The sequence below is a fragment of the Pseudomonas sp. Pso3 genome (assembly GCF_055393275.1).
In genome coordinates this window covers 2,151,353-2,178,341 of sequence record NZ_AP043687.1, presented here as the reverse complement: position 1 = coordinate 2,178,341, position 26,989 = coordinate 2,151,353, and the positions used below count along the sequence as shown (strand labels likewise).

The following is a 26,989-nucleotide window of genomic DNA, read 5'->3' as shown; positions in this document are numbered from 1 at the left end:
GCCCATGCCGCTCTCCGCCCTTTCCCGCTCCACCGCCCTGAGCGCCGAAGAAGAGGCCTATCGCCATCTGCTGCAGGCCATCTGCGCCGGGCACTATCGCAATGGCGAACGCCTGATCGCCGAGGACATCGCCACCACCCTGGGCATGAGTCGCATGCCGGTGCGCAGCGCCTTCCAGCGCCTCGCCGCCGAAGGCCTGGTGATCCTCCGGCCGCACCGCGGCGCGGTGGTGAGCGGCCTGGACCTGGACGACATGCGCGAGGTGTTCGAGATGCGCAGCGCCCTCGAAGGCCTGGCCATCCGCCTGGCCACGCCCCATGTCGGCCCCCGCGAGATGACGCGCCTGGAGCGGCTGCTGGAAGACCTGGACGACGAGCAGGAACCCGGCGCCTGGGTCGCCCAGCACCGCGCCTTCCACGAATACCTGTGCAGCCTGGCCGGCCGGCCGCGGCTGCTGCGCCAGATCAACGGCCTCTATGCCCTGATCGAGCCGCACATGCAGCTCTGGCTGCACGCCGACCGGCCCCAGTCGGCCCGCGACGAACACGCGCCCATCCTCGCCGCCCTGCGCGCCGGCGATGCCGCCGAGGCCGAGCGGGTGCTGCGCGAGCACATCGAGGGCACGGTGCCCGACCTGCTGACCTTTATCGAACGATCGGGCGACCAGACCCGAAGTGCGCCCCCGCGCTGAGCCATCCGCCCTGCCCACCCCCGTCCTTCCGGAGAAGACCATGACCCGCCACCGGCTTTCCTGCAGTCTGCTCGCCCTGACCCTCGCTGCCGGCTTCACCCAGGCCGCTCCCCAGATCCCCGAGCGCCTGGCCAAGGCCTCCAAGATCACCTATTGCGGCGCCCTCGATACCCCGCCGATCGGCTTCTTCGACGAAGCCCAGAAGCCCAAGGGCCTCACCGTCGACCTCGGCGCCGAGATCGCCAAGCGCCTCGGCGACAAGAAGGTCGACTGGCGCGTAGTGCCCTTCTCGGGCCTGATCCCGGCGCTGCTGGCCGGTCAGTGCGACCTGCTGATCGACCAGCTGTTCGACAAGCCCGAGCGCCGCCAGGTGATCGACATCGTCAACTACATGTACTCCAGCCAGGCGGTGGTGGTGCCGGCCGGCAACAAGGCCGGCATCCATACCCTGGATGACCTCACCGGCAAGAAGGTGGCGGTGCTCAACGGCTCCACCATCCGCACCCTGCTCGACGCCCACAACGAAGAACTGAAGAAGGCCGGCAAGGCGCCCATGAAGCTGGTGGCCTACAACAGCGACACCGATGCCTTCCAGGCCCTGCGCCTGGGCCAGACCGACGCCTACGGCACAACCGTGGAAACCGCCGCCTACTACCAGGGCGTGGCGCCCGGCCAGTTCGAGACCGGGGTGCCGGCCTTCGCCCGCATCCTCACCGGGATCGGCGTGCGCAAGGACGATAGCCAGCTCAGCGCCGCCCTCACCCAGATCCTCGCCGACATGAAGGCCGATGGCAGCTACGCCGCCCTCATGGCCAAGTGGCACCTGGAAGGCGACAAGCTCGATTAAGGGACGGTCACGATGAACTTCAGCTGGGATGTGTTCTGGCAGTACCTGCTGCACCCGAGCGACGTCTACCTCTACGGCCTCGGGCTGACCTGCGTCATCGCCGTCGGCGCCATGCTGCTGGGCTGCGCGCTCGGCCTGCTGGCGGCGCTGGCACGGCTGTCGCGCTACCGGGCGCTGCAATACCCGGTGCGCTTCTATGTCTGGCTGATGCGTGGCACGCCGCTGCTGGTGCAGATCGTCTTCCTCTACACGGCCCTGGCGGCCGGCGGCATCTTCCGCTTCGAGGACCTGGACCTGGGTTTCCTGGTGATCCCGGGCAACATCCAGGCGGCCATCATCGCCCTGGGTCTCAACGAAGGCGCCTACATGGCCGAGATCATCCGCGCCGGCATCGGTGCGGTGGATCGCGGCCAGTACGAGGCGGCGCGTTCCCTGGGCATGACGCCGGCCAAGCTGATGCGGCGCATCGTGCTGCCCCAGGCGCTGCGGGTGATCATTCCGCCGCTCGGCAACGAGTTCAACGTGATGCTCAAGAACACCACCCTGGTCAGCGTCATCGGGGTGCAGGAGCTGCTGCTCAGCACCCAGATGATCACCTCGGCGACCTTTCGCGTCTTCGAGCTGTACCTGGTGGTGGCCATCTACTTCCTGGTCCTGACCACCCTCTGGGGCTTCTTCCAGGCCTGGCTGGAGCGGCGCTTCGGCAAGGCCGACGGTCACAGACCCACCGCCACCGGCCGGCTGTTCAGCCTGCAGGGCTTCAAGCTACGGGGACGCTAGCCATGACGACCACGCAAGAACCCGTGATCCAGGCGCTGGAGGTGCACAAGGCCTTCGGCGAGCTGGACATCCTCAAGGGCGTGAGCCTGGAGGTGCGCCGCGGCGAGGTGGTGGTGCTGATCGGCGCCTCCGGCTCCGGCAAGACCACCTTCATCCGCTGCCTCAACCACCTGGAGGACATCCAGGGCGGCACCATCCGCGTCAACGGCGAGCTGATGGGCTTTCGCGAGCGTCCCGATGGATCGAGGGTCAGGGACTCCGAGCGCAACATCGCCCGGCGCCGCCGCGACATCGGCATGGTGTTCCAGAGGTTCAATCTGTTCCCGCACATGACGGTGCTGGAAAACATCATCGAGGCCCCGATCCAGGTGCTCGGCGTGGCGCGCACCGCCGCCGTGGAGCAGGCCCGCGCCCTGCTCGCCCGGGTGCGGCTGTCCGACAAGGCCGACCACTATCCGGCGCAACTCTCCGGCGGCCAGCAGCAGCGCGTGGCCATCGCCCGCGCCCTGGCCATGAAGCCCCAGGCCATGCTGTTCGACGAACCCACCAGCGCCCTCGACCCGGAAACCGTCGGCGAGGTGCTGCAGGTGATGAAGGAACTGGCCGAGGACGGCATGACCATGGTGGTGGTGACCCACGAGATGGGCTTCGCCCGCGAGGTGGCCGATCGCGTGGTGGTGCTGCACCAGGGCGAACTGATCGAGGAAGGCCCGCCCGCCCAGGTGTTCGGCAATCCCACCCATCCGCGCACCCGCGAATTCCTCAGTCGCGTGCTCTGAGCCGACGCACGCCGCTACCCGATTGAAGACGAAGAGCCTGCCATGCTGAATTTCTCCGCCCACGACTACCCCTATGCCTCGCAACGCCAGAGCGTCTTCGCGCGCAATGGCATGGTCGCCACCTCCCAGCCGCTGGCCGCCGAGGCCGGCATCGCCATGTTGCGCCAGGGCGGCAACGCCATCGACGCGGCCATCGCCACCGCCGCGGCCCTGACCGTGGTGGAACCCACCGGCAATGCCATCGGCGGCGATGCCTTCGCCCTGGTCTGGGTCAAGGACAGGCTGCACGGCCTGGACGCCAGCGGTCATGCCCCGGCCAGCCTGGACATCGCCACGGTCAAGGCCGCTGGCCACGAACGCATGCCGGTGCACGGCTGGCTGCCGGTCACGGTGCCGGGCTGTCCGGCGGCCTGGGCCGAGTTGTCGCGGCGCTTCGGCAAGCTGCCTTTCGCGACCCTGTTTGAGCCCGCCATCGCCCTGGCCCGCGATGGCTTCCCGGTCTCGCCGGTGGTCGCCCACCAGTGGCGCATCGCCCAGGCCGAGTACCAGGCCAGCCGGGATAAGTCGCCCGAACTGGAAGCCTGGTTCGACACCTTCCTCATCGACGGCAAGGCCCCGGTCGCCGGCCAGCTGTTTCGCAATCCGGCCCAGGCGCGCACCCTGGAAGACCTGGCGCAGACCCGCTGCGAGAGTTTCTACCGCGGCGCCCTCGCCCAGCGCCTGGCCGCCCATGCCGCCGCGACCGGCGGCCACCTGACCGCCGCTGACCTGGCCGGCTACCAGCCGCGCTGGGTCGAGCCGATCAAGGTCGACTACCGTGGCTATCAGGTGTGGGAGATCCCGCCGAGCGGCCAGGGCCTGATCGCCCTCATGACCCTGAACATCCTCAAGGGCTATGACTTCGACCAGCGCGACAGCCAGCTCACCTGGCACCGCCAGCTGGAGGCGATGAAGAAGGCTTATGCCGACGGCTTGCACTACATCACCGATCCCGAGCACATGAGGGTCGCCGCCAGCGTGCTGCTGGACGACGCCTATGCCGAGCGCCGCCGCGCCGAGATCACCGACCAGGCCCAGCCGCCGCTGCATGGCGATCCCCAGGCCAGCGGCACCGTCTACATCGCCACCGCCGATGGCGAGGGCAACATGGTGTCCTTCATCCAGAGCGCCTACCACGGCTTCGGCTCCGGCGTGGTGCTGCCCGACAGCGGCATCGGCCTGCAGAATCGCGGCTCGGAATTCAGCCTGGATGCCGCGCATTCCAACGCCCTGGCGCCGGGCAAGCAGACCTTCCACACCATCATCCCGGGCTTTTTGACCCGAGGTGACGTGCCCATCGGACCCTTTGGCGTCATGGGGGGCTACATGCAACCCCAGGGGCATGTGCAGATGGTGATGAACCTGGTGGACTTCGGCCTGAATCCGCAGGCGGCGCTGGATGCGCCGCGCTGGCAATGGCTGGGGGAGATGAAGGTCGGCATCGAGCAGGCGGCTTCCCGCGCCCTGGCCAGTGGCCTGGCGCGGCGCGGCCACCAGATCGAGATCGCCCACGACTCCACCGACTTCGGTCGCGGCCAGATCATCGTCCGCGATCCGGAAACCGGCGTGCTCTGCGGCGGCACCGAGCCGCGCGCGGATTCCCATATCGCGGTCTGCTGACCGCTGGGAAGGCCCCGCCCCGCTACGGGCGGGGCGCTACCTCAGAGCGCGATGCCGGCCGCCCTGGCCCGCGCCGCGTGCAGCTTGCGATAGCTGTCGATCAGTCGCAGGTGCTTGTCGATGCCTTCCAGCTTGACGCTGGTGGGCGTCAGGCCGTGGAAGCGCACCTCGCCCGAAACCGAACCCAGGGCGGCGTCCAGTCGCTCATTGCCGAACATGCGCCGGAAGTTGACCTCGAAGTCGGCCAGTTCCAGTTCGTCGTCCAGCTCCACTTCCAGCACCGCATTGAGCGCCTGGTAGAACAGGCCGCGCTCCAGGGTGTTGTCGTTGAACTGCAGGAAGGTCTCGACCTCTTCCTTGGCCTCTTCGAACTGCTGCAGCGCCAGGTGGATGAGCAGCTTGAGTTCCAGCAGGGTCAACTGGCCCCAGACGGTGTTCTCGTCGAATTCCACGCCGATCAGGGTGGCGATGCGGGTGTAGTCGTCCACCTGGGTATCGTCCAGGCGTTCGAGCAGGGATTCCAGGGCCGCATCGTCCAGGCGGTGCAGGTTGAGGATGTCCTCGCGCACCGGCAGGGCCTTGTTGGTGTTGTCCCAGATCAGGTCCTCGACCGGATAGATCTCCGAGTAGCCCGGCACCAGGATGCGACAGGCCGGCGCGCCCAGTTCCTCGTACACCGCCATGTAGGCTTCCAGGTCCCGCTCGGCGAGGATGCCGAACAGGGTGGCGGCCTCCTGAGCGGTGGCGTCTTCACCCTCGCTGGAAAAGTCCCAGTCGACGAACTCGTGATCGGCCTTGGCGCTGAAGAAGCGCCAGGAGACCAGGCCACTGGAATCGATGAAGTGCTCGACGAAGTTGTTGGGCTCCATCAGTGCCTGGCTCTCGAAGGTCGGCTGCGGCAGGTCGTTGAGGCCCTCGAAGCTGCGGCCTTGCAACAGCTCGGTGAGGCTGCGCTCCAGGGCGATCTCCAGGCGCGGATGGGCGCCGAAGGAGGCGAACACCCCGCCGGTGCGCGGATTCATCAGGGTTACGCACATCACCGGGAATTCACCACCCAGGGAGGCGTCCTTGACCAGTACCGGGAAGCCCTGGGCTTCCAGGCCGCGGATGCCCTCGACGATGGCGGGATAGCGGGCCAATACCTTTTCAGGCACATCCGGCAGCGCCAGCTCGCCTTCGAGGATCTCGCGCTTCACCGCCCGCTCGAAGATTTCTGACAGGCACTGCACCTGGGCTTCGGCCAGGGTGTTGCCGGCGCTCATGCCGTTGCTGAGGTAGAGGTTCTCGATCAGGTTCGAGGGGAAGTACACCACCTCGCCATCGGACTGGCGCACGAAGGGCAGCGCGCAGATGCCGCGCGCCACGTTGCCGGAATTGGTGTCGTGCAGGTGCGAGGCGCGCAGTTCGCCTTCCGGGTCGTAGAGCTTGCGGCAGTAGCGGTCGAGGATCTCCCGGGGCAGCGCGTCCTTGGGCCCCGGCTGGAACCAGCGTTCGTCCGGATGGTGGACGAAGGCGGCGTTGCCGATGGCCTCGCCCCAGTACTGGTCGTTGTAGAAGAAGTTGCAGTTGAGGCGCTCGATGAATTCGCCCAGCGCCGAGGCCAGGGCCGCTTCCTTGGTCGCACCCTTGCCATTGGTGAAGCACAGCGCCGACTGCACATCGCGCAGGTGCAGCGACCAGACGTTGGGCACGATGTTGCGCCAGGAGGCGATCTCCACCTTCATGCCCAGCTCGGCGAGGATGCCGGAGAGCTTGGCGATGGTCTCTTCCAGCGGCCGGTCCTTGCCGGGGATGTAGGTCTGGCGGGTGCCATCGCTGGGCAGCAGCAGGGCCTGGGCATCGGCGTCGAGGCTTTCCACCGCCTCGATGATGAAGTCCGGACCGGCCTGCACCGCCTTCTTCACCGTGCAGCGATCGATGGATCTGAGGATGCCCTGGCGGTCCTTGTCGGACAGCTCGGCGGGCAGCTCGACCTGGATCTTGAAGGTCTGCTTGTAGCGATTCTCCGGGTCGACGATGTTGCTTTGGGCCAGGCGGATGTTATCGGTGGGGATGTCGCGGGTCTGGCAATAGAGCTTGACGAAATAGGCCGCGCAGAGCGCCGAGGACGCCAGGAAATAGTCGAAGGGCCCCGGGGCCGAGCCGTCACCCTTGTAGCGGATGGGCTGATCGGCGATCACCGAGAAGTCGTCGAACTTGGCCTCGAGCCTCAGGTTGTCGAGAAAATTGACCTTGATTTCCATGCACAGCATTCCGGTTTGGCGACAGAGTGGCCGCCATTATCCGGACAAAGGGCGGCGGGTGATACGCAGGCTGTCGTCTCGCCGCCAGCGGACTCCGCTAGTCCAGCCGAAAGATGCCGTCCGGATAGCGCGCGCAGAGGAAATCGACGAAGGCCCTGACCTTGGGGCTCTGCAGTCGCCGCGAGGTGTGCAGCACCCAGAGTTCGGTCTCGCCGGCCTGGGTGCCCCAGCGGCTGAGCGCGCCCTGGTCCAGCTGCCGTTGCACCAGGGACAGCGGCAACAGCGCCGCACCCGCCCCGGCGAGCACCGCCTCGCGGACGGTCAACAGCGAGGTCAGCTGCACCACCGGCTGGGGCAGGAAGCGCGCCCCGTCCTCCGCGAGCGTCCAGACCTCGCCGTCGCCATGGCCGGGCATGACCACCGCCGGCAGGGGCATGGGTTCGGCAGCGGATTCCGGGGGGCGATCGAGGCCAGGTGCTGCCACCAGCACCCTTCGATCCCGGGCGAAACAGCGCCCCACCAGGCGGCTGTCGGCCGCCGGATTGATGCGGATGGCCAGGTCGAAATGCTCGTCCACCAGATCGGCCAGGCGATCTTCGCCCACCGCTTCGATCAGGATCTCCGGATACTGCCGGCGAAAATCCGCACTCAGACGTCCCAGCGCCACCTGGGAAAACAGCAGCGGCGCCGCGATGCGCAACCGCCCACGCGGCACCGCCACCCCCTCCTGCACCGCCGCCACCGCCTCCTGCACTTCGCGCAGCGGCCCCAGGGTACGAGCCGCCAGCTCGGCACCGGCCGGCGTCAGCAGCAGGCTGCGCCCACCCCGCTCGATCAGCCTGATGCCCAGGGCCTCTTCCAGCTCGGCCAGCCGCCGCGACAGGCTGGCCTTGGGTCGGCCACTGGCGCGACTGGCCTTGCCGATGCCGCCGTGGGTGGCGATGAGCTGGAAGTCGAAGAGCAGACTGAAGTCCAAGGCAGTGTCTCGATTATGGAACGAAGTTTTCCTATTTTAGCGGCTATTGACTCAAGGTGAGACGACTTAAGGTGGCTCCACCCCTCACCCACCTGGAGTTACCGACATGACCATCCTCGTCACTGGCGCCACCGGCCGCGTAGGCCGCCACCTCGTGCAACAACTCGTGCAGCGCGATGCCAAGGTCCGGGTGCTGACCCGCAACCCGGCCGGCACCGATTTTCCTGCCGCCGTTGAGGTCATGCAGGGCGACCTGCTCGATCTCGCCGCCCTGCGCCGCGCCTTCAGCGGCGTTTCCACCCTCTTCCTGCTCAACGCCGTGACCGGCGACGAATTCACCCAGGCGCTCATCACCCTCAACATCGCCCGGGAGAGCGGCGTCGAGCGGGTCGTCTATCTCTCGGTCTTCGGCGCCGACAGCGCGGTCAACGTGCCGCACTTCGCGGTGAAGTTCGGCGCCGAACGCATGCTCGCGGCCATGGGCTTTGGCGCCACCATCCTGCGGCACAGCTATTTCATCGACAACGAAGCCATGCTCAAGGACGTCATCCTGCAGCACGGGATCTATCCCATGCCTCTCGGCGGCAAGGGCGTGGCCATGGTCGATGCCCGGGACATCGCCGAGGTCGCCGCCCTCGAGCTCATCCGCCGCGATCAGGCGCCGGGCAGGCTGCCCAGCACGACGCTCAACCTGGTCGGCCCGGACAGCCTCACCGGCGAGGGCGCCGCGGCGATCTGGAGCGAACTGCTGGGTCGCCCTATCCTTTACGCCGGCGACGATCCCCAAAGCTTCGAGCAGAACATGGCGACCTTCATGCCGGCCTGGATGGCCTACGAGATGAGGCTCATGGCCGAGCGCTATGTCAGCGACGGCATGCTGCCGCAACCCGGCGACCGCGAGCGGCTGGTGCAGATGCTGGGGCGCCCGCTGCACGGCTATCGCGACTTCGCCCGGGCGCTGATCGGCTGACGGGTACCACCCAGGCGCGGATCAACGCGCCACATCACGCTTGCCGGAGAGACAATATACATTATATAAATATTTATATTGTCCTCGCTCAGGCGTGCTTATGACGACTCTTCCTGCCCAACCCTCCCCCGGCGCGGCCCTCTCTGCCCAAGATATGCAGGTCCGCGCCCGGGAGGTGGCCGCCCTGCTCAAGACCCTGGCGCATCCGGTTCGCCTGCTGCTGGCCTGCGCCCTGGCCGAAGGCGAGTACGCGGTCGGCGAACTGGAAGCCCGCCTGGACATCCACCAGCCCACCCTTTCCCAGCAACTCGGCGTGCTGCGCGAAGCCGGCTTGGTCACCACCCGCCGCGAGGCCAAGCAGATCTTCTACCGGCTCACCGAAGACAAGGCCGCCCAGCTGCTGCAGGCGCTCTACCAGATCTTCTGCCAGGCGCAGGACACGCCAGCATGACCCTCGCCGCCTATCTCCCTGCCCTAGCGGGCGGACTGCTGCTGGGTGCGGCGGTCAGCCTGCTGTTGCTGGTCAACGGCCGGGTCGCCGGCATCAGCGGCATCTTTGGTCGGTTGCTGGGCGGCCAGCAGGTTGGCACCGGTCTGGTTTTCCTGCTGGGCCTGGTTCTGGGTCCGCTGCTGGTGCGCGGTCTGCACGACCTCCCCCAGCCGACCGTGAACGCGACCTGGCCGACAGTGCTGCTGGCCGGGCTGCTGGTGGGCTTCGGCACCCGGCTGGGCTCGGGCTGCACCTCTGGTCATGGCATCCTCGGCGTGGCCCGAGGGTCGCGCCGCTCGCTGGCCGCGACCGCCGTCTTCCTGCTCCTTGGACTGGCGACCGCCACCTTGGGTGGGTTGCTAAGATGATGCTCTGGCAGCTGGTCATCACGCTGCTGGCCGGTCTGCTCTTCGGCAGTGGCCTGGCCCTCTCGGGGATGCTCGATCCCGCCCGGGTCCTGGGCTTCCTCGATCTCGCCAGCGGTCACTGGGATGCCAGCCTGCTGTTCGTTCTGGGCGGCGCCCTGCTGGTCGCCCTACCCGCCGTCCAGCTGCAGCGTCGACTCACCCGCCCTCTGCTTGACACCCGATTCCATCTGCCGCCAATGGCACCCATCGACCGCCGCCTGCTGCTGGGCGCAGCGCTCTTCGGCCTGGGCTGGGGTCTGGCAGGCCTCTGCCCGGGCCCGGCCCTGGCGGCGCTGGGGCTGGGTATCGCGAAGATCTATGGCTTCGTCGCAGCCCTGGTCGCGGGGATGATGCTGCACGACCGTGGTCTGGCCGGACGCGAGACGGCGGCGCCCAAGGCCTGAGCGCCAGGTACTTCGCGCGTGGGGCGCGGTCCAAAGTAGGGACGCGCGGCGCTTCAGCCTGTGTCTCCCTCGCCCAGGAGCATCCCATGTGTGGCCGTTTCGCCCAGTACCGCTATGCCCTCGACTACCTGGACGCCCTGGGCGCCCAGCCCGCGGACGTCCGCACCGGCCTGGAGCCCCGCGCCCTGGGTCGCTACAACGTGGCGCCCGGCACCCGGGTTCAGCTGCTCCACCAGCAGGCCGATGGCCTGCACCTGGATCCGGTGCGCTGGGGCTACCAGCCCGCCTGGGCGCGCCAGGCCAAGCGGCCGCCGGTGATCAACGCGCGCGTGGAGACGGCGGCCACCAGCCGAATGTTTCGCGGCCTCTGGCAAAGAGGCCGCGCCTTGGTCATCGCCGATGGCTGGTACGAATGGAAGAAGGATTCCGCCGATCCCAAGCTCAAGCAGCCCTACTTCATCAGGCTGAAATCCGGCGAACCGCTGTTCTTTGCCGCCATCGGCCACTTCCGCCCGGCCGACCAGGCACCTCAGGACGATGACGGCTTCGTCATCATCACGGCTGCCTCCGACGCCGGCATGGTCGACATCCACGACCGCCGCCCGCTGGTCCTGCCACCCGCCGTGGCGCGCGAATGGCTGGACCCCGAGCTGCCCATGGAACGCGCCAGCGAGATCGGCGAGGTCGAGGGTACGCCGGTGGACGCCTTCGACTGGTACCCGGTGGGCAAGGCCGTGGGCAGCGTGAAGAACGATGGGCCGGAATTGCTGGAGCGCATCGCCGAGCCGTTAGTCTAGAGGCTTGTCAGCCTCGAGCGAGGCTGCATTAGTGTTTATAGCAATAGCGTTAAAGTAATAGCAACGGACAGACCGAATGCCACTTGACATCCAATAAGCTTTTGCCTAATTCAAAACAGGGATATTTCATCTACAGCGCCCCATCATGCGCCACATTGAACGCCAGCCTCCATTCAAATAAACTGACATTTCGCATCATTACTATATGGCACCCTAGCACGCCTAGATATCCTAGCAGCACTATCGATCCGACAACCAAACACAAAATTTAATCTAAAATTACTGCAACCTCTTAAAATGAGGACCTATAAACCTCACACATACTAGATCCTCCAGACATAAACCCTCATTAAACACAAAATATATCAATACCTCCTATCCTCTCTACATGTTCTAGCCAATCGGTGCTTTCGGACCACCCAAAACCATCATACCGGTGTATCCTTGCCTGACATCACTACAGGGAAAGGAAGCCTAGATGGAATTTTTGTTGATCACCGCTCTGGTGGCAGCCTTCGTATTGCTGATCAAGCACACCAAGGCTAAGGGCCGTATCGCCGAACTACTGCTTAGCCTCTCGGCACGTCATAAGGAGATTGAGGAGCTCGAGCGCCAGGAGGCACAGCTACGGGCCGAATTGGAGACCACGCTAAATGAAATGCAGCGCTTCCAACCTGTCATGGATGCAGAAGCAGAAGCCGAGCGCCTGCTTATCGATGCCAAGGGGCAACGGGATAACCTGCTAGCAAGCGCCCGGCTTCACCTTGAAAAGGCAGAGACCAAGCTTCAATCCGCGACAGGCGAAGCCGATCGAATCGTGGTTATGGCAAACGTTCAGGCGCATAAGATCGCGGGTGATGCCTATGCCGCAATGGGTAAGGCTAAAGAATTGACGGACGCCGCTCAGGCGATGAAAAACCTTATCGAAGGGTATGGCGATGAATACATCGTACCGACCTATAATCTTCTTGATGATTTGGCCGAAGAATTTGGCTTCACTGAAGCCGGAAAAGAACTCAAACAGGCGCGAGAATCCTCTCGCCTTCTGGTAAAGCTCGGTCGGTCCGCAACCTGCGACTATGCCGAGGCCAACCGTCGCCAGATTGCCATTCGCTTCGTCACCGATGCCTACAACGGCAAGGTCGATTCAATCCTGTCACGGACCAAGACGGATAATCACGGCAAGCTTGAGCAGGAAATCCGCGATGCCTTCGCGCTCGTCAATCTCAATGGCTCGCCGTTCCGTAACGCGCGAATTACGGTGGAGTACCATGCAGCTCGCCTTAACGAACTAAAGTGGGCGGTAACCGCGCATGCCTTGAAAGAACGTGAGCGCGAAGAGCAACGCCAGCTACGTGAGCAAATCCGAGAAGAAGAGAAGGCACGCCGTGAATACGAACGCGCCTTAAAAGAAGCGGCCAAAGAAGAGAGCACCCTGCGCAAGGCTATGGAAAAAGCACAGCAGCAGGTTGCGGCGGCCAACGAGGCCCAGCGTGCAGACTTCGAGGCACGCCTAGCAGCGCTACAAGAGCAGTTAAAGACCGCAGAAGAAAAGAACCAACGTGCTCTTTCAATGGCGCAACAGACCCGGGCAGGTCACGTATACGTCATTTCCAACATCGGCTCTTTTGGTGAGGAAGTTTTCAAAATTGGGATGACGCGGCGCCTGGAACCGCTTGACCGAATCCGTGAGTTGGGTGATGCCAGCGTGCCCTTCGAATTTGACGTCCACGCCATGATTTTCAGCGACGACGCACCGGGGCTGGAAAAAAAATTGCACAGGCATTTCCTACGCCAGCAAATCAACAAGGTGAATCCGCGCAAAGAGTTCTTCCGCCTGGCGTTGGCCGAGATACGCCAAGAACTCGAGACGCTTGGCGTCGAACCTCACTGGACTATGAACGCACTCGCGCGCGAGTTCCGTGAAACGCTACGCATCGAAGATCAAATTCGAGAGAATCCGGTGGTGGCTGCGGAATGGACTCGTCACCAGATCGAAGCTGAAGCATCCCTAGACATAGTCGAGGAAGACGTTTTGGCTTGACACCTGTACTTCCACCTTAATCTTAAGCTCTTTGACGACATGAAGGGGCAGGACCAGCAGCCTAGGTGCTAGCACTCGGCGTTGCGTGATTACGTTGCCTATATCTGCGCATGGCTACCAGAGCGACAGCGTTTCTTGATGCAAAGACCATCGATCTCCGGATAAGGGTTAGCCTTCACGATCCATTCAAGGGCAAGGAGCCAACAGGCAATGGAAAAAGGTCATCTTCGCCAAATGAGTGCGGGGAGTCCGGACTAGGCCGGCACCCGTATCGCGCTTTCCTCCCGCTGCCGCGCCAGGTCGCGATAGCCGGCGGCCGGGTGCTCCGCCGGCAGCCGCGGGCCGGCGCTGCCGAGCTTCTCGCGTAGCGTGCCCGGCTGATAGGCGCGCTTGTAGACCCCGCGCCGCTGTAGCTCCGGAACCAGCAAGTCCACCACGTCGGCGAAGGTCTCGTGGGTCACGGCATAGGCCAGGTTGAAACCATCCACGTCGGTCTCCTCAACCCAGCTCTGCAACTCGTCCGCCACCGTCGCCGGACTGCCTACCAGCAGCGGCCCGAAGCCGCCGATGCCGACCCAGTCGGCCAGTTCCTGCACCGTCCATTGCTTGCCGGGATCGGCGGTGGAAAAGGCCTCCACGGCGGACTGGATGGCATTGGTGTGCAGGTGCTTGAGGACCTGGTCCGGGCGGTAGGCGGCGAAGTCGATACCGGTCCAGCCGGAGATCAGGGTCAGGGCGCCTTCGTAGCTCACGTAGCCCTTGTAGTCCTGCCACTTGGCCCGCGCCTGGGCATCGGTTTCGCCGACGATGACCGTCTGCAGGTTGAAGATCAGCACCTGGCGCGGATCGCGACCGGCCTCGGCAGCCCGGCGGCGGATATCGGCCACGGTTTTCTTCAGCACCGTCTTGGACGGGGCGGCGACGAAGACGCATTCGGCGTGCTCGGCGGCGAATTGCCGGCCACGGCTGCTGGCGCCGGCCTGGTAGAGCACGGGCGTGCGCTGCGGCGAGGGTTCGCAGAGGTGATAGCCGGGCACCTGGAAGTGCCGCCCGTGGTGGCCGATGGGATGCACCTTGGCCGGATCGGTGAAGCGGCCGGAGGCGCGGTCGCGCAGCACCGCGCCCTCTTCCCAGCTGCCTTCCAGCAGCTTGTAGACCACCTGCAGGTATTCCTCGGCGTAGTCGTAGCGGGCATCGTGATCGGCCTGCGCGGACTGGCCGAGGTTGCGCGCGCCGCTTTCCAGATAGGAGGTGACGATGTTCCAGCCGATGCGCCCCCGGGTCAGGTGATCCAGGGTGGAAAGCCGCCGGGCGAAGGGATAGGGATGCTCGAAGCTCAGGGAGGCGGTGAGGCCGAAACCCAGGTGACGGGTCACCGCCGCCATGGGGGTGATCAGCGCCAGGGGATCGTTGACCGGCACCTGGGTGGCCTCGCGCAGGGTCGCCGCCGGGCCGCCGCCGTAGACGTCGTAGAGCCCGAGCACATCGGCGATGAACAGGCCGTCGAACAGCCCGCGTTCGAGCAGTTGCGCCAGCTCCGTCCAGTATTCGAGGTCCTTGTACTCCCAGGAGCGGTCGCGCGGATGGCGCCACAGTCCGGGCGACTGGTGGGCCACGCAATTCATGTCGAAGGCATTGAGGCGGATTTCGCGGGACATGGGGGACTCCTAGCGCGACGCGTCGCGGCGCCGCGCTAATTGGTTGAGGGTCAGCACCAGCAGGATCAGCAGCCCGGTGGCCACCTGCTGCCAGTAGAAATTCCAGCCCACCAGCAGCAGGCCGTTGGCGGCCACCGCCAACAGCAGTACACCCAGCAGACTGCCGGGGACGTTGGGCCGGCCGTGGCGATTGAGGCTGGCGCCGATGAAGACGGCGCCGATGCCGTTGATGAGGTAGGCATTGCCCGAGAGCGGCACATAGGCATCGATACGCAGCGCCAGCAGGATGCCGGCGACCGCCGCCGCCAGGGCCGTGGCCAGGCAGGTCCAGAGCGCCAGGCGGCGCAGCGCCAACCCCGAATGACGCGCCACCAGCGGCTGGCTGCCCAGGGCCAGCAGCGCGCGTCCCAGGCGTCCGCGCGCCAGTACCACCCCGTAGACCAGTGCCAGCAGCGCCACCGCCCAGACCGCCGCCGGTGCGCCCAGCCAGCTGCTCGCGGGGGGTCGGAATTCGGGTTTGAGGTAGAGCGGCAGGCCGCCCTCGGACAGCAGCTGTTGCAGGCTGGTACCGATGAACAGCACGCCCAGGCTGGCCAGGAACGGCGACAGCCCCACGCCGGCCACCAGCAGGGCGTTGGCAAGCCCCACCAGCAAGCCCAGCCCCACCCCGCCAGCGAGCGCCACGGCGAGTGGCCAACCGGCGTTGAGTAAGGCGATGCAACCGAAGGCCGCCAGATCCAGGGCGATGCCCACCGAAAGATCGATGCCGCCCGCGGCGATGGCGTAGGTCAACCCCAGGGCCACCAGCGCCGGGACCAGGCCATTGTTCAGCAACAGACTGAGCAGGTTGCCCTGGCTGAGAAAGCCGGGCGCGGCCAGGGCGAAGACCACCACCAGCGCCAGGAACAGCAGCGGCAACGCCAGGCGCAGACCGGACCGGCCGAGGGCAAGGGTCGCGTTCATCGACGGCTCTCCTGGCGCAGGCTGGCCGCGGCCACCACCAGCAGGATCAGCGTGCCCTGGACGCCATTGACCAGGAAGCTGCTCACCCCGAACAACTGAAAGCCATTGCCGAGCATCCCCACCAGCAGGGCCGCCAGCAGGGTGCCGCCGACGCTGGGTTGCGAGCGCCAGGAGAACACCGTGCCGAGAAAGGCGATGGCCACCACCGGCAGCAGCAACTCGCCCGAACCCGGGGTGCTGCCACTGAACCAGGCGACCGACAACAGCGCCGCCAGGCCCGCGCAGCCGCCGGCCAGCAGATAGCTGGAAAACACCAGCCCGCGCACCGGTAGACCCGCGGCGCGAGCCGCCTCGGGATGATCGCCCACCGTCGCCAGGCGCAGCCCATAGGGGGTGCGCTGCAGGAGCACCGCCAGCGCCAGAGCGGTCACCAGCAGCACCCAACCCGCGGCCGGTATGCCCAGCCAGCTGCCGAGGCCCAGCAGATCCAGCCAGGGCGCACTGGCCGGCAGCACGGTATTCTCGCTCAGCACCAGTTCCAGACCGGCTACCACGTTGAGACTGGCCAGGGTGGCCAGCAGCGGCGGCAGGCCCAGCAGGGTCACCGTCAGGCCGTTGAGCGCTCCGACCAGCAACCCGCAGACCAGGGTCAGGCCAATGGCCAGCGGCGCGCCGTAGCCGGCGTTGACCAGGGTCGCCTGTAACGCCGCGCAGAGTCCGAGATTGGCCGCCAGCGACAGGTCCAGGCCACCGGCAAGCACGTTACCTCCGCCGCCGACGATCACCAGGGTCAGGCCCAGGGCGAGAATGCCGGGAATGGCGGCCTGGGCCAGGATGTTGGCCAGATTGCCGGCGCCGAGAAAGCCCGGTGCGCGCCAGGCGAACAGGACCGCGATCACTGCGAAGGCCAGCAGCGCGCCATGGCGCCAGAGGTCCGGGCGCCGGGTCAAGACCGGGATCGACAACCGCTCAGGAGGCGAGGCCAAGATCTGCCCTCCGCTGCGGTCTGGCGGGCCACTCACGGGCGCCGGTGGCGGCGGCCAGAAGCTCCTCCGCCGTCAACTCGGCCGCCGGGCGTGCCGGCAGCAGGCGGCCGCGGTGCATCACGTGGATGCGGTCGCAGAGATTGAGCAATTCGGGCAGATCCACTGACAGGATCAGGACGCCGGCGCCCTGCTCCACCAGCCGGGCGACCTGGCGATAGAGTTCGGCGCGGGCGGCGAGATCGATGCCCACGCTGGGTTCGTCGAGCAGATAGAGCCGCGCGTCCCGGGCCAGCCATTTGCCCAGGGCGACCTTCTGCTGGTTGCCGCCGCTGAGCTGACGCACCGGCGTCTCCAGATCCGGGGTACGGATGTCCAGCGCCTCGCGTAGCCGTAGCGCCGCCTGGCGTTCGGCGCCTGGCCGGCGGAGACCGAACCAGCTGAAACGTTCCAGGGCGGCCAGCGTTAGATTCTCGGTCACGGTGAGATCAAGTGCCACGCCCTGCTGGCGGCGATTCTCCGGCAACAACGCCAGTCCTGCTCGCACCGCCGCGCGGGGACTGGCGAAGCGGTGCGGGCGACCGTCCAGCAGCAACTCGCCCTCGGCTACCGGCAACAGACCGAACAGCGTCTTGAGCAGCTCCTTGGCACCTGAGCCCACCAGGCCGGCGATTCCGACCACCTCGCCACGGCGCACCTGCACGTCGACCTCGGCGAAGGCCCCCGGACGGCCCAGCCTGCGGGTCTCCAGCAGCACCTCGCCTGGCGCGGTCCGGGCCTTGGGATAGGCCTCGCCCAGGTCCCTGTTGATCATCAACCGCGCCATGGCCGCTGCCGGCGTCACGCTGGGCGTAACCTCGGCCACCACCCGGCCGCCACGCAATACCGTGGCGCGATCGCAAAGGCGCTCGACCTCCTGCAGGTAATGGGACACATAGAGCAGGGCCAGCCCCTGGTCGCGCAACTGGCGCAGCAGGGTCAGCAGGCGCTCCACCTCGCCATGGGCCAGGGCCACCGTGGGTTCGTCGAGCACCAGCACCTCCGGCGTGCCGAGCAGCGCCCGACTGATCTGCAGCAGTTGCTGTTCGGCGCTGCTCAGGTCCGCCACCCGGGTTCGCGCGCGGCAGTCCAGGCCGAAACGCTCGGCCAGCAACCGCTCCGCCGCCCGTTCCTGCCCACGGCGATCCAGCAGCGGGCCGAGGCGCCGCTCCTGCCCGAAGAACAGCGCCTCGGCCAGGGTGAAGTTGGGCGGCAGCAGCCGCTCCTGGTGGATGATGGCGATGCCACGGCGGGCCAACTCGCGCGGCCCGACGCCCGTCAGGACTTCACCATGCAGGCGCAGCGCCCCGGTGTCGGGCGTCACCAGGCCGCCGAGCACCTTGATCAGGGTGGACTTGCCGGCACCGTTCTCGCCGATCAGGCCGTGGATCTCGCCGGCCCTCAGGGTCAGGTCCACACCGTCCAGCGCCCGGGTGGCGCCATAACGCCGGGAGATACCCTGCAGTTCGAGGATCGCCCTGCTCATGGATCACCTCGCAGCGCCGCGACCTGACTCAGGTTGCCAGGGGTGGTGAGCAGGGTCGCCACATGGGTCTCCCTAGGCAGGTCGCGCGCACCGGCCAGATAGCGGGCAACGTTCTGCACCGCGGTCCGGCCCATCAGCGCCGGTTGCTGGGCGACCACCGCGCCGACCGGACTGTCGCCGCGCTTGAGCAACTCCAGCACCTCGGGCGTGCCGTCGACGCCATAGGTCTTGATCTCGGTGCGGCCCGCTTCGATCAGCGCCTGGCTGGCGCCGAGCTGGGGAATGTCCCAGGCCGACCAGATGGCGGCGATCTGCCCCTTGGGATACTTGTTGAGTAGCGCCGCGATCTGGCCACGGGCGTCCTGCACGGTGTTGGGAATCACGTCGCGCAACTCGGGCTGGATGATCTTCAGTCCCGGATGGGCGTCGAGTACCTTGCGCAACTCGGCGTAGCGGATAGCGCAAACCGGCACGCCCTGGAAGCCGTTGAACACCAGGATGTCACCCTTGGCGCCGGTGTCCTTTGCCAGTTGCTCGGCCAGCTCCCGCCCAGCGGCGGCGTTGTCCGAGGTGGTGTTGTTGAGGCTGTACTGGGAGGGCGCATCGATGGTGAACAGCGGGATGCCGGCCGCCTGGATGCGGCGCAGCCAGGGGTCTATCACGCTCAGGGTGCCCAGGGTTTGGATCACCGCGTCCGGCTTCTGGGTCACCAGGGTCTGCAGCTGGGTCACCAGATTCTTGTCGTTGCGACCGGCGTCCAGGGTGATGGGCGTGCCGCCCAGCCGCTTGACCTCTTCCACCTGGGCCTGGAAGGCCTTGAGATCGAAGTAGTGACTGGTGCCGGTCATGCTGATGGCGATGCGCTTGCCGGCCAGCGACGGGATCTCGTCGGCAGCCGCCAGCGCGGTCGTGGCCAGCAGCGGCATTAGCAGGAGGGAACGAAGCAGTGTACGCAGTGACATGGCAGTCCTTTTCTAGTCGGTGATAGTCAGGTGGTGCTCGCCCAGCAGGCGCCGGAGGTCGCGAACGCTCGGCCCGGGCTGACGGGGCGCCGGGGCGTCCGTCAGCCATTCGCGCTTGAGTTCGGCCGCAAGCTGGCGGGCATGGTCGGCAGCCAGGCGCGCCTGGATCTGGCGTACCGGGGCGTCTTCGCTGCGGTGCGGTCGCTGCAGGGCGCGAGCGGCGGCCAGGCGCACCTGGAGGTCACCCACCGTGGCGATCACCAGCGGATCGCGGGCGCGGGCGTCCAGGGGCAGCGCCTCGCGCAGGTCAGCGAGTACCTGGTCGGCGAAGGCGAGTTCGGCTTGGATGGCAGGGGCGAGATCGGTCATGGCATCAGTTCCAGGCGTGACGGGGCGGCTCGACGCCGTTGAGCAGGTGGTTGCCGATCAGGTGGTACTTCCAGCGCACCGGATCGTGCAGAGTATGGGTGCGGGCATTGCGCCAGTGGCGGTCATGGCCGAAGCGCGCCGAGACGCTGCGGGTGCCGCCCAGCTCGCAGAGGCGATTGGCGGCGGCCAGGGCGATCTCGGTGGAGGCGATCTTGGCCTGCCCCACCACCACCGAGGCCTCGGCGACGCTGGCTGCGGAGGGCGCCGCCAGAGCCCGGTCGACGGCGGCGCCGGCGTCTTCCAGCAAGGCCTCGGCGGCGGCCAGCCGCCAGCTCAGGTCGCCGATCAGCGCCTGGCTCAGCGGATCCTGCCAGCCGTGCTCGAGTCCGCTGTCGGTCCAGGGCCGCGCCACCCGGGCAGCCGCTAGGGTGGCGGCAAAGGCGCCGCGGGCGATGCCGACGTCCACCGCCGCCTGGATGATCTGGGACACCGGGCCGTCCGCCGTCGGCCGTTCGAAGGCCTTCCAGGCCGGCAGCACCGCGCTGCGCCGGACACTGACGCCCTTGAGTTGCACCCGGCCACTGGCGGTGGTGCGCTGGCCGAAGCCGTCCCAGTCATCGATCACCGTCAGGCCACCGGCATCGCGCGGGACCAGGGCGAGATGAGCCAGACCCTCCTCGTCCAGCGCCACCGTGGGGACCACATGGGCGAACAGCGCGCCGGTGCAATAGGCCTTCTCGCCATCGATCCAGGCGGTGTCCCCGGTAAAGCGGATGCGCGTCTCGAACTGGGTAACGGTCTTGCTGCGCGCCTCGGAGAAGGCATTGCCGAAGCGATAGCCCTGGAGCACGAGGCCGAGGTAGTGACGCTGCTGGTCCGGGCTGCCGGTCAGCAGCAGGTTGTTGACCACGCCCAGGTGATTCTGCGGCAGTTGGCCCAGGGAGGGGTCTGCCGTGGAGATCCGAGCGATGACTTCCGCCACGGTGCCGAAGCCCACCCCGGCGCCGCCGAACGACCGCGGCACGGTGATGGCCCAGAGACCACTGGCCGAGAAACGCTCGATCTCGGCCCAGGGCAGGCGCCGCTCCTGATCGCGACTGAGCGCTTCGCGGGCGAAATCCTCCGCCAGCGCCGCCGCGGCATCGAGGGCCTCGGTGGCGTCGCGCAACACGGTGGCGGGACGTTCGGGTAAGGCGTGGGGAACGGCAGTGAGCGAGGGGGCGACGGCCATGCAGGGACTCCCTTAAAGGTGGCCCCTGAGCTGGAGCACATGCCGTGCCAGCGCGAAAATCTCGCTATATCAGTGACTTAAGTGAAAACCTCGCCGCCTGGAAGTCCCTGACCGAACAGTTTCCCGGACAACTGTTGCTCGGGGAACAGCCCGGATGGCCGAACGCGGGCAGTCGCGCAAGCCCGTCCCCGGGCTCTCCTCAACCCGCCGGATTCAACATCTCGCTGATCTTGTTCGCCAGCGCATCGATGGCGAAGGGCTTGGTGATGATCTCCATGTTGGCAGCGAGATAGCCCTCCACGTTCGAGCCTTCCGCATAGCCGGTCGCCAGCAGCACCTTGAGTTCCGGGCGGTTGGCCTGGGCCAGATCGGCCAGCTGGCGGCCATTCATGCCGGGCAGGCCCACGTCGGAGATCATCAGGTCGATGCGCTGGGGATTTTCCAGGAACGGCATGGCTTCCTGGGCATTCCCGGCTTCGAGGGTCTGATAGCCGAGTTCGCCCAGCACTTCCACGATCAGCGACCGCACCACGGCTTCATCCTCGACGACCAGCACCACCTCCCCGACGCCAAGGGGAGCGCTGCGGCTTTCTTCGCTGGGCAGGATGTCCAGGTCACCGCCCAGGCACGGCATGTACAGCTGCACCTGGGTGCCCTTCCCCGGCTGGGACAGGATGCGGACCCCGCCGTTGGCCTGACGCATATAGCCATACACCATGGACAGCCCCAGGCCCGTCCCCTGCCCGATCGGCTTGGTCGTATAGAAGGGCTCGAACACCTTGGCCAGCACCTCGGGCGTCATTCCCACCCCGGTATCGGCCACGGTGAGCGTCACGTAATCACCCTCAGCGAGATCCATCGCGGCACCCTCTTCCGGCGAGAGATGCACGGCTGCAGTGGTGATGGTGATGGTGCCGCCATCCGGCATGGCATCGCGGGCGTTGATGGCCAGGTTGATCACGGCGCTTTCCAGCTGGTTGGCGTCCATCCGCACCAGGGCCAGGCCCGCGGCCAGGTGCGTGGTGATGGTGATGTCTTCCCGGGTGGTGCGGTGCAGCAGGTCCTCCAGGGACGCCACCAGGGGATTGACCTCCAGGGGTTTCAGATCGAGGGTCTGGCGGCGGGAAAAGGCCAGCAGCCGCTGGGTAAGGGCCGCCGCGCGTTGCGCCGAGGTGACCGCCGCCGTGATGTAGCGCTCGTCATTCGTCTCGTCACCGCTGCGCCGACGCCGCTGCATCAGCTCCAGACTGCCGATGACCCCGGTGAGCAGATTGTTGAAATCATGGGCGATACCCCCGGTGAGCTGACCCACGGCCTCCATCTTCTGCGCCTGGTGCAGGGTGTCTTCCACGCGGGAACGCTCCGCCACCTCGGCCGCGACCCGCGCCTCGAGCGTTTCATTGAGGTCGGACAAGGCCTTTTCCGCCTGCTTGCGCGCGGTGATGTCCGCGCAGGTGCCGGTGACGTAGGACGGGTTGCCGGCGGCATCCCGGAAGACCTTGCCCTTGCTCAGGAGCCACTGTCTGCCTGCGTCGCGCTTCAGGCGAAACTCCACGACGAAATCCTTGCCATGGACGCATTCCGCCAGCGCCGTTCTGACGATGCCCCGGTCAGCGACATGCACATGGTCGAGGAAGCGCTCGACGGGTTCCGAGGTCAGGACGTCCGGCAAGCCGAACAGCTGCTGCAAGGCACTATCGCAATAGAAGCTGTGTTCATCGATGTACCAGTCGAAAATGCCTGCCTCGGAGGCCAGAAGGGCAGCGCGAAAGCGTTCGTCGGCAAGCTTCAGATGGGTGCTGGAATGTTGCTCGGCCAGCACCTGGTCAGTGACGTCTTCGGTCTGGTGGATGATGTAGCGAACCTCGCCCCGGTCATCCAGCACCGGGACATTCAGCGGGCTCCAGTAACGGACCTCGAAACCACCCCCCTCGCTGGCCGGCCGGGGAATGTCGTACTTGGTGATCGCCATACGATCCGGTTTGCCGGTCTGCACCACCCGCTCCAGCGAGGCCCGCAGCACACCGGCGCCGAACTCCGACTGCCCGTCCGGGTTGCGGGCGAACACCTCGAAAATCGAGCGACCTATGCAGTCCTCCCGTCGGGTATTGGTGCCGCGAAGCCGCCCTTCGTTGGCCGCCACCATGATGAAATCGGGACCAGGCGTCAGTACCAGGACCAGGTGAGGCAGCGCCTCGAACAGCAGCTGAAAGTTTGGATCTTGACTCATTGTTACCTGCATGGGGCTTGTCATCTCTGAGCGCGCGGCGCTCGGATCGATGCCTCGCGGAAGCTGGAGGCACCGTCATCTGTACTCTTTCTGTGGAGGAATGGATCAGGGCTCAGTTCAAACAGGGAGACGAATCGCCCGTTCCGCGCACCGGGCATCCGTCGGTAGATAGAGGGTGAACACCTGAGACTGGGACGGCCCTACCGCTCTCGGCAGCTGCCCCAAAAGGATCGGTACCGGCGGATTCTACCGTTGCGCTTGGCGACAACGGATTCCTGCGGGCGGGCCTTTCCGATCACAGCTACGGCTTTCTGGACGAGCTGCGCTCAGCGGGTCCTTGGCCGTCCGCATACCGCCCGAGGGACCGCCGGGGTGGCGGTCGGCTGGCCCCGCCCTCGCCCTCAGCGTCCGCTTCCCGCCAATCCGCCAAACCGCCGCCGGTAATCCCCCGGGCTCAGCCCCACGACCCGGGTAAAGACCTTGCGGAAGGCGCCTGGATCGCTGTAGCCGACCTCCCAGGCGACCCGTTCGAGCGGCAGGCGGCTGGCCTGCAGCAACTCGCGGGCACGGCCGACGCGCAGTTGCTGGCCGTAGGCGGTGGTGGTCATGCCGGTGGCCTGGCGAAAGCGGCGCAGAAAGGTACGAGGTTCCAGTCCGGCGCGTTGGGCCAGGGTGTCCAGGGCGAGGTCCTGGGCGCCGGTCGCCTGCAGCCATTCCTGTACGGCGAGGATGGCGCTGTCGCCGTGGTTCAGGCGCGGCGAAAAGGCGCTGTAGTAGCGCTGCTGTCGGCCAGGCGGGTCGATGACCAGGGTCCGCGCGGTGTCGAGCATCCGCCTGGCGCCCAGGTAGCGGTCGACCAGGCGCAGACCGAGATCGGTCCAGGCCATGAGGCCGCCGGCGGTGACCAGGTCCTCGCCGTCGATGAGCAACTGGTCGGCGTCCAGACTCACGCGGGGGAAACGGGTGGCGAAGCGCTCGACATGCAGCCAGTGGGTGGTGGCGGTACGGCCATCGAGCAGACCGGTTTCCGCCAGCAGGAAGGCACCGGCACAGATCGAGGCCAGGCGCACGCCTTCGCCATGCAGTTGGCGGAGCCAGTCACGATAGGGCGCGGCGGCGGCCGGTGAAATCGGCTCGGCCAGACTGGGCGGCAGGATCAGCACCTGGGGCGCGCCGCCTGCCCCGGGCAGGGAATCGTAGACCCGCCTGGGCAGCGTCTCGCCCTCCTCCAGCCGCCAGTGGCTGACGCGCAACCGCGGGCGCTCGGCATCCTCCGCGGTCCCGGTGAGGCGCCCGGCGATCTCGAACAGATCGGTGAGGCCATGGACCGTCGCCTGTTGCACGCCGGGATAGAGCAGCAGGCCGAGTTCGATCGGTGGTTGATCGTGCATGTGTCGCTGGCGCCCCTGAAGTTGTCGGTCACGCCCCTTCGCCGGCGGGCGCGGTTGGCCAATCATGGCCGGACCCAAAACCTGAAGCATCTTCCGAGAGGCTGGACATGAGCAAGCACGCCGTCGTCGTCATCGATCTGCAGAACGAGTACCTCCCCCGCGGCAAACTGCCCCTCAGCGGCATCGAGGCCGCGGTCGCCAATGCCGCGCGGATCATCGCCCACGCCCGCGACCAGGGCGTGCCGGTGATCCATGTGCAGCATCTGTCGCTGAGCGCCGAGGCGCCGATCTTCGTGCCCGGCAGCGATGGCGTCGAGATCCAGGCCGCCGTCGTGCCCCGCGCCGGCGAACCGGTGGTGGTGAAGCACTATCCCAATGCCTTTCGCGAAACCAATCTCAGGCAACTGCTGGACGAGCGCGGTATCGAATCGCTGGTGGTGGTGGGTGCCATGAGCCATATGTGCATCGACGCCGGCGTCCGCGCCGCGGCCGATCTGGGCTACGCCGTGACCGTGATCCATGACGCCTGCGCCACCCTGGATCTGGACTTCAACGGGGTCCGGGTGCCGGCGGCCCAGGTGCATGCCGCCCTGATGGCGGCGCTGGCCTTCGCCTATGCGACGCTGGAAGCCACCGACGCCTATCTCGCTGGCCAGGGCACTGCGGCGCCCGACTCGCCTTAAGGCACGCCCTGGTCAACCAGCTCCAGCCGCGCGACCCGGGTGCCGGGCGACAGCAGCGCGCCCGGCGCGATGACCGCATTGGCGCCCAGCCGGCAATTGTCGCCGATCAGGGCGCCGAACTTGATCACCCCAGTTTCTATCACCCGGTCTCCGTGGCGGATGCGGATGACCGCGCCGTCACTTTCATTGCGGTAGTTGGCGACGATGGCGCCCGCCTCCAGATTCACCCCGCTGCCGATCAGCGAATCCCCGACGAAATTGAAGTGGGCGAGCTTGCTGCCGTCCAGCAGCAGGCTGCTCTTCAGCTCGCAGGCGGGCCCCACCACGCAGTGGGCGCCCAGATGAACACCGCCGCGCAGATAGGCGCCCGCCGCCACCAGGGTGCCGGGCCCGATGATGACCGGCCCCTTGAGCACCGCGCCCGCCTCCACCACCGCGGTCTCATGGATAGCGCTGTCGCCCTGGCGCCGATAGCCGGGACCGAGCCGCGCCAGTAGCAGCCTGACCTGGTGCTCGCAGGCACCGGTTAGCGTCCAGGGCGGGGCAGCTTCCAGGCGCAGGCTGGGCCAGGCGGCGATGTAGGTGGCGATATCCAGATCAGGCATGACGGGCCTCGACAGTGGTGAAACGCCTGCCGATTCTGACCTGAGTCCCCCACTGATGCTCGCTCCGGCGGGCGAACGGCTCAGCCGTCGCGCAGGCGCCCCAGATGACCGCTGAGCATGGCGGCGACGGTGCGGCAGGTGCTTTCCGCCGGCAGACCCTCATCGAACAGCAGCTCCACGGTGGAGTGGATCAGCTCGACCACGATCCGCGCGACCTGGGCCACGGCGGCCGGTGGCACGCTGGGTAGCAACAGCACCAGCAACTCGGTCTGCTGCGCCGCGACCCGGCGGTGCGAATCCAGGCGCACGTGCTCCAGCGAGGGCACCGCGCGCAGCGCCTTGAGGATCCACATGCCACCGGCGGTCTCGGCGGTGACCCGGTAGGTATCCAGCAAAAGTCCGGTCAAGACGTCTTCCACCCGCTCCAAAGGACCGGCCAGCAGCTCGGCATTGATCCGCCCGTCTATCTGCGCATTCTGCTTTTCCAGCAGGCGCCGGCCCAGCTCCTCCAGCAGGGCGTACTTGTTGGGAAAGTAGCGATAGAGCGCCGGCGGGGTCAGCCCGGCGCAGTCGCAGACCAGATTGGTCGACAGCCGCTCGATGCCGACCTGACAGAGCACCTCCGCCGCCGCGGCCAGGATGCGTTCGTAGGTTTCCGCTGCCCGCTGCTGGCTGGGGCGGGCCTTGGGCGTGGCGCGGGAGGATGGAGCGGACTCTTTGGCGACCATGAAAAAGCTCTCGTCTAGACGAAAAAACACCTTGATGGGCAGTAAAATGATAGTTATAACTATCGTGTAGCGATAACTATCATATCAGCAACCGCGTTGCCCTTACTGCCTCCAGCCACAACCACAACAAACAGCAGGAGCCACCTCCATGAAAACACCCCTCGCGCTCGCCGTCGCCCTCTGGGCGCTACCCCTGGCGCCCGCTCTGGCCGCCGACACGGCACCTGTCCAGGGCCTCTGGCTGACCGCCGACCAGGGCGCCGCCGTCAGGGTCACGCCCTGCGCCGACAACGCCAGTGCCCTGTGCGGCACCATCGTCTGGGACAAGGACGCCGGCAATGCCCATGACACCTGCGGCACGCGCATCTTCCAGATGAGTCGCGACGACGGCGGCACCTGGCGCGACGGCTGGGTGTTCGATCCGCGCGATGGCAAGAAGTACAAGGGCTACGTCCGCCGCAAGGGCGACGACCTCAACATCCGCGCCTATGTCGGCACCGAGGTGCTCGGCAAGACCGAACAGCTCACCCCGCTGAGCACCCTCCCCGCCACCCCGCACTGCAGCTAAGCCACC

26 protein-coding genes are annotated in these 26,989 nt (G+C 66.7%); 13 read left to right on the top strand and 13 right to left on the bottom strand.

The window, feature by feature from the left end; translation table 11 throughout:
- The first annotated feature begins 4 nt into the window (after positions 1–4).
- The 5 genes from ACZ5R1_RS10175 to ACZ5R1_RS10155 are packed head-to-tail and all read left to right on the top strand — an operon-like array spanning position 5 to position 4,756.
- Entirely contained in the window at positions 5–691 is a 687-nt protein-coding gene (locus ACZ5R1_RS10175; protein WP_027599608.1) for a GntR family transcriptional regulator, read from the top strand.
- A 40-nt stretch (positions 692–731) separates the two neighbouring features.
- On the top strand, positions 732–1,538 hold the full coding sequence (locus ACZ5R1_RS10170; protein WP_044342000.1) for an ABC transporter substrate-binding protein: 807 nt from the start codon (positions 732–734) through the stop codon (positions 1,536–1,538).
- A gap of 12 nt (positions 1,539–1,550) precedes the next feature.
- Positions 1,551–2,318 (top strand): amino acid ABC transporter permease, encoded by a 768-nt coding sequence (locus ACZ5R1_RS10165; RefSeq protein WP_007158607.1) that lies wholly within the window; start codon positions 1,551–1,553, stop codon positions 2,316–2,318.
- Between the two features lie 2 nt (positions 2,319–2,320).
- Complete coding sequence (locus ACZ5R1_RS10160; protein WP_042133785.1) at positions 2,321–3,097, top strand: amino acid ABC transporter ATP-binding protein; 777 nt, start codon at positions 2,321–2,323, stop codon at positions 3,095–3,097.
- 42 nt (positions 3,098–3,139) lie between these two features.
- Complete coding sequence (locus ACZ5R1_RS10155; RefSeq protein WP_241809125.1) at positions 3,140–4,756, top strand: gamma-glutamyltransferase family protein; 1,617 nt, start codon at positions 3,140–3,142, stop codon at positions 4,754–4,756.
- A gap of 41 nt (positions 4,757–4,797) precedes the next feature.
- On the opposite strand, the gene ACZ5R1_RS10150 is transcribed toward ACZ5R1_RS10155, so the two are convergent.
- Together ACZ5R1_RS10150 and ACZ5R1_RS10145 are read right to left on the bottom strand one after the other, a co-directional pair.
- On the bottom strand, positions 4,798–6,999 hold the full coding sequence (locus ACZ5R1_RS10150; protein WP_464713145.1) for an OsmC domain/YcaO domain-containing protein: 2,202 nt from the start codon (positions 6,997–6,999) through the stop codon (positions 4,798–4,800).
- A gap of 97 nt (positions 7,000–7,096) precedes the next feature.
- Positions 7,097–7,975: a LysR family transcriptional regulator gene (locus ACZ5R1_RS10145; RefSeq protein WP_464713144.1), complete on the bottom strand. Its 879-nt coding sequence runs from the start codon at positions 7,973–7,975 to the stop codon at positions 7,097–7,099.
- A gap of 106 nt (positions 7,976–8,081) precedes the next feature.
- Between ACZ5R1_RS10145 and ACZ5R1_RS10140 the strand changes: the two genes are divergently transcribed.
- The 6 genes from ACZ5R1_RS10140 (at position 8,082) to ACZ5R1_RS10115 (ending at position 13,087) form a co-directional block, all read left to right on the top strand.
- Positions 8,082–8,945, top strand: a complete 864-nt coding sequence (locus ACZ5R1_RS10140) for an SDR family oxidoreductase (protein WP_464713143.1) — start codon at positions 8,082–8,084, stop codon at positions 8,943–8,945.
- Between the two features lie 100 nt (positions 8,946–9,045).
- The gene (bigR, locus tag ACZ5R1_RS10135) at positions 9,046–9,396 is read left to right on the top strand and encodes a sulfite-sensing transcriptional repressor BigR (RefSeq protein ID WP_027599615.1); all 351 of its coding nucleotides are present in this window, start codon (positions 9,046–9,048) and stop codon (positions 9,394–9,396) included.
- On the top strand, positions 9,393–9,803 hold the full coding sequence (locus ACZ5R1_RS10130; RefSeq protein ID WP_464713142.1) for a YeeE/YedE family protein: 411 nt from the start codon (positions 9,393–9,395) through the stop codon (positions 9,801–9,803). Before bigR ends, ACZ5R1_RS10130 begins: the two co-directional genes overlap by 4 nt.
- Positions 9,800–10,246, top strand: a complete 447-nt coding sequence (locus tag ACZ5R1_RS10125) for a DUF6691 family protein (protein ID WP_464713141.1) — start codon at positions 9,800–9,802, stop codon at positions 10,244–10,246. Before ACZ5R1_RS10130 ends, ACZ5R1_RS10125 begins: the two co-directional genes overlap by 4 nt.
- Before the next feature lie 86 nt (positions 10,247–10,332).
- Complete coding sequence (locus ACZ5R1_RS10120) at positions 10,333–11,043, top strand: SOS response-associated peptidase family protein (protein WP_027599618.1); 711 nt, start codon at positions 10,333–10,335, stop codon at positions 11,041–11,043.
- 478 nt (positions 11,044–11,521) lie between these two features.
- Positions 11,522–13,087: an SNIPE associated domain-containing protein gene (locus ACZ5R1_RS10115; protein WP_464713140.1), complete on the top strand. Its 1,566-nt coding sequence runs from the start codon at positions 11,522–11,524 to the stop codon at positions 13,085–13,087.
- Positions 13,088–13,341: 254 nt separating this feature from the next.
- Here the strand turns inward: ACZ5R1_RS10115 and ACZ5R1_RS10110 are convergent, their stop codons facing one another.
- The 9 genes from ACZ5R1_RS10110 to ACZ5R1_RS10070 all read right to left on the bottom strand — a co-directional run bounded on the left by ACZ5R1_RS10110 (position 13,342) and on the right by ACZ5R1_RS10070 (position 24,399).
- Positions 13,342–14,745 carry an LLM class flavin-dependent oxidoreductase gene (locus ACZ5R1_RS10110; protein ID WP_027602088.1) on the bottom strand — a complete coding sequence of 468 codons (1,404 nt, stop codon included), beginning with the start codon at positions 14,743–14,745 and terminating at the stop codon, positions 13,342–13,344.
- Between the two features lie 9 nt (positions 14,746–14,754).
- The gene (locus ACZ5R1_RS10105) at positions 14,755–15,708 is read right to left on the bottom strand and encodes an ABC transporter permease subunit (RefSeq protein ID WP_464713139.1); all 954 of its coding nucleotides are present in this window, start codon (positions 15,706–15,708) and stop codon (positions 14,755–14,757) included.
- Positions 15,705–16,694 (bottom strand): ABC transporter permease, encoded by a 990-nt coding sequence (locus tag ACZ5R1_RS10100; RefSeq protein WP_464713138.1) that lies wholly within the window; start codon positions 16,692–16,694, stop codon positions 15,705–15,707. Before ACZ5R1_RS10100 ends, ACZ5R1_RS10105 begins: the two co-directional genes overlap by 4 nt.
- Positions 16,678–18,216, bottom strand: a complete 1,539-nt coding sequence (locus ACZ5R1_RS10095; protein WP_464713137.1) for a sugar ABC transporter ATP-binding protein — start codon at positions 18,214–18,216, stop codon at positions 16,678–16,680. The genes ACZ5R1_RS10100 and ACZ5R1_RS10095 overlap by 17 nt, the downstream gene beginning before the upstream one ends.
- Positions 18,213–19,178, bottom strand: a complete 966-nt coding sequence (locus ACZ5R1_RS10090) for a sugar ABC transporter substrate-binding protein (RefSeq protein WP_027599624.1) — start codon at positions 19,176–19,178, stop codon at positions 18,213–18,215. The genes ACZ5R1_RS10095 and ACZ5R1_RS10090 overlap by 4 nt, the downstream gene beginning before the upstream one ends.
- A 12-nt stretch (positions 19,179–19,190) precedes the next feature.
- Positions 19,191–19,547: a hypothetical protein gene (locus ACZ5R1_RS10085; RefSeq protein ID WP_027599625.1), complete on the bottom strand. Its 357-nt coding sequence runs from the start codon at positions 19,545–19,547 to the stop codon at positions 19,191–19,193.
- 4 nt (positions 19,548–19,551) lie between these two features.
- Positions 19,552–20,778, bottom strand: a complete 1,227-nt coding sequence (locus tag ACZ5R1_RS10080) for an SfnB family sulfur acquisition oxidoreductase (protein ID WP_464713136.1) — start codon at positions 20,776–20,778, stop codon at positions 19,552–19,554.
- Positions 20,779–20,977: 199 nt separating this feature from the next.
- Complete coding sequence (locus ACZ5R1_RS10075; RefSeq protein WP_464713135.1) at positions 20,978–23,008, bottom strand: hybrid sensor histidine kinase/response regulator; 2,031 nt, start codon at positions 23,006–23,008, stop codon at positions 20,978–20,980.
- Positions 23,009–23,409: 401 nt separating this feature from the next.
- Positions 23,410–24,399 (bottom strand): GlxA family transcriptional regulator, encoded by a 990-nt coding sequence (locus tag ACZ5R1_RS10070; protein WP_464713134.1) that lies wholly within the window; start codon positions 24,397–24,399, stop codon positions 23,410–23,412.
- A 107-nt stretch (positions 24,400–24,506) separates the two neighbouring features.
- Between ACZ5R1_RS10070 and ACZ5R1_RS10065 the strand changes: the two genes are divergently transcribed.
- Positions 24,507–25,082, top strand: a complete 576-nt coding sequence (locus tag ACZ5R1_RS10065) for a cysteine hydrolase family protein (RefSeq protein WP_074582737.1) — start codon at positions 24,507–24,509, stop codon at positions 25,080–25,082.
- On the opposite strand, the gene ACZ5R1_RS10060 is transcribed toward ACZ5R1_RS10065, so the two are convergent.
- Complete coding sequence (locus ACZ5R1_RS10060; RefSeq protein ID WP_074582740.1) at positions 25,079–25,687, bottom strand: DapH/DapD/GlmU-related protein; 609 nt, start codon at positions 25,685–25,687, stop codon at positions 25,079–25,081. The genes ACZ5R1_RS10065 and ACZ5R1_RS10060 overlap by 4 nt on opposite strands.
- Before the next feature lie 80 nt (positions 25,688–25,767).
- The gene (locus ACZ5R1_RS10055; protein WP_464713133.1) at positions 25,768–26,415 is read right to left on the bottom strand and encodes a TetR/AcrR family transcriptional regulator; all 648 of its coding nucleotides are present in this window, start codon (positions 26,413–26,415) and stop codon (positions 25,768–25,770) included.
- A 148-nt stretch (positions 26,416–26,563) separates the two neighbouring features.
- Here ACZ5R1_RS10055 and ACZ5R1_RS10050 point away from each other — a divergent pair, with 148 nt between their 5' ends.
- The gene (locus ACZ5R1_RS10050; RefSeq protein ID WP_314582797.1) at positions 26,564–26,983 is read left to right on the top strand and encodes a DUF2147 domain-containing protein; all 420 of its coding nucleotides are present in this window, start codon (positions 26,564–26,566) and stop codon (positions 26,981–26,983) included.
- The last annotated feature ends 6 nt before the right edge of the window (positions 26,984–26,989 follow it).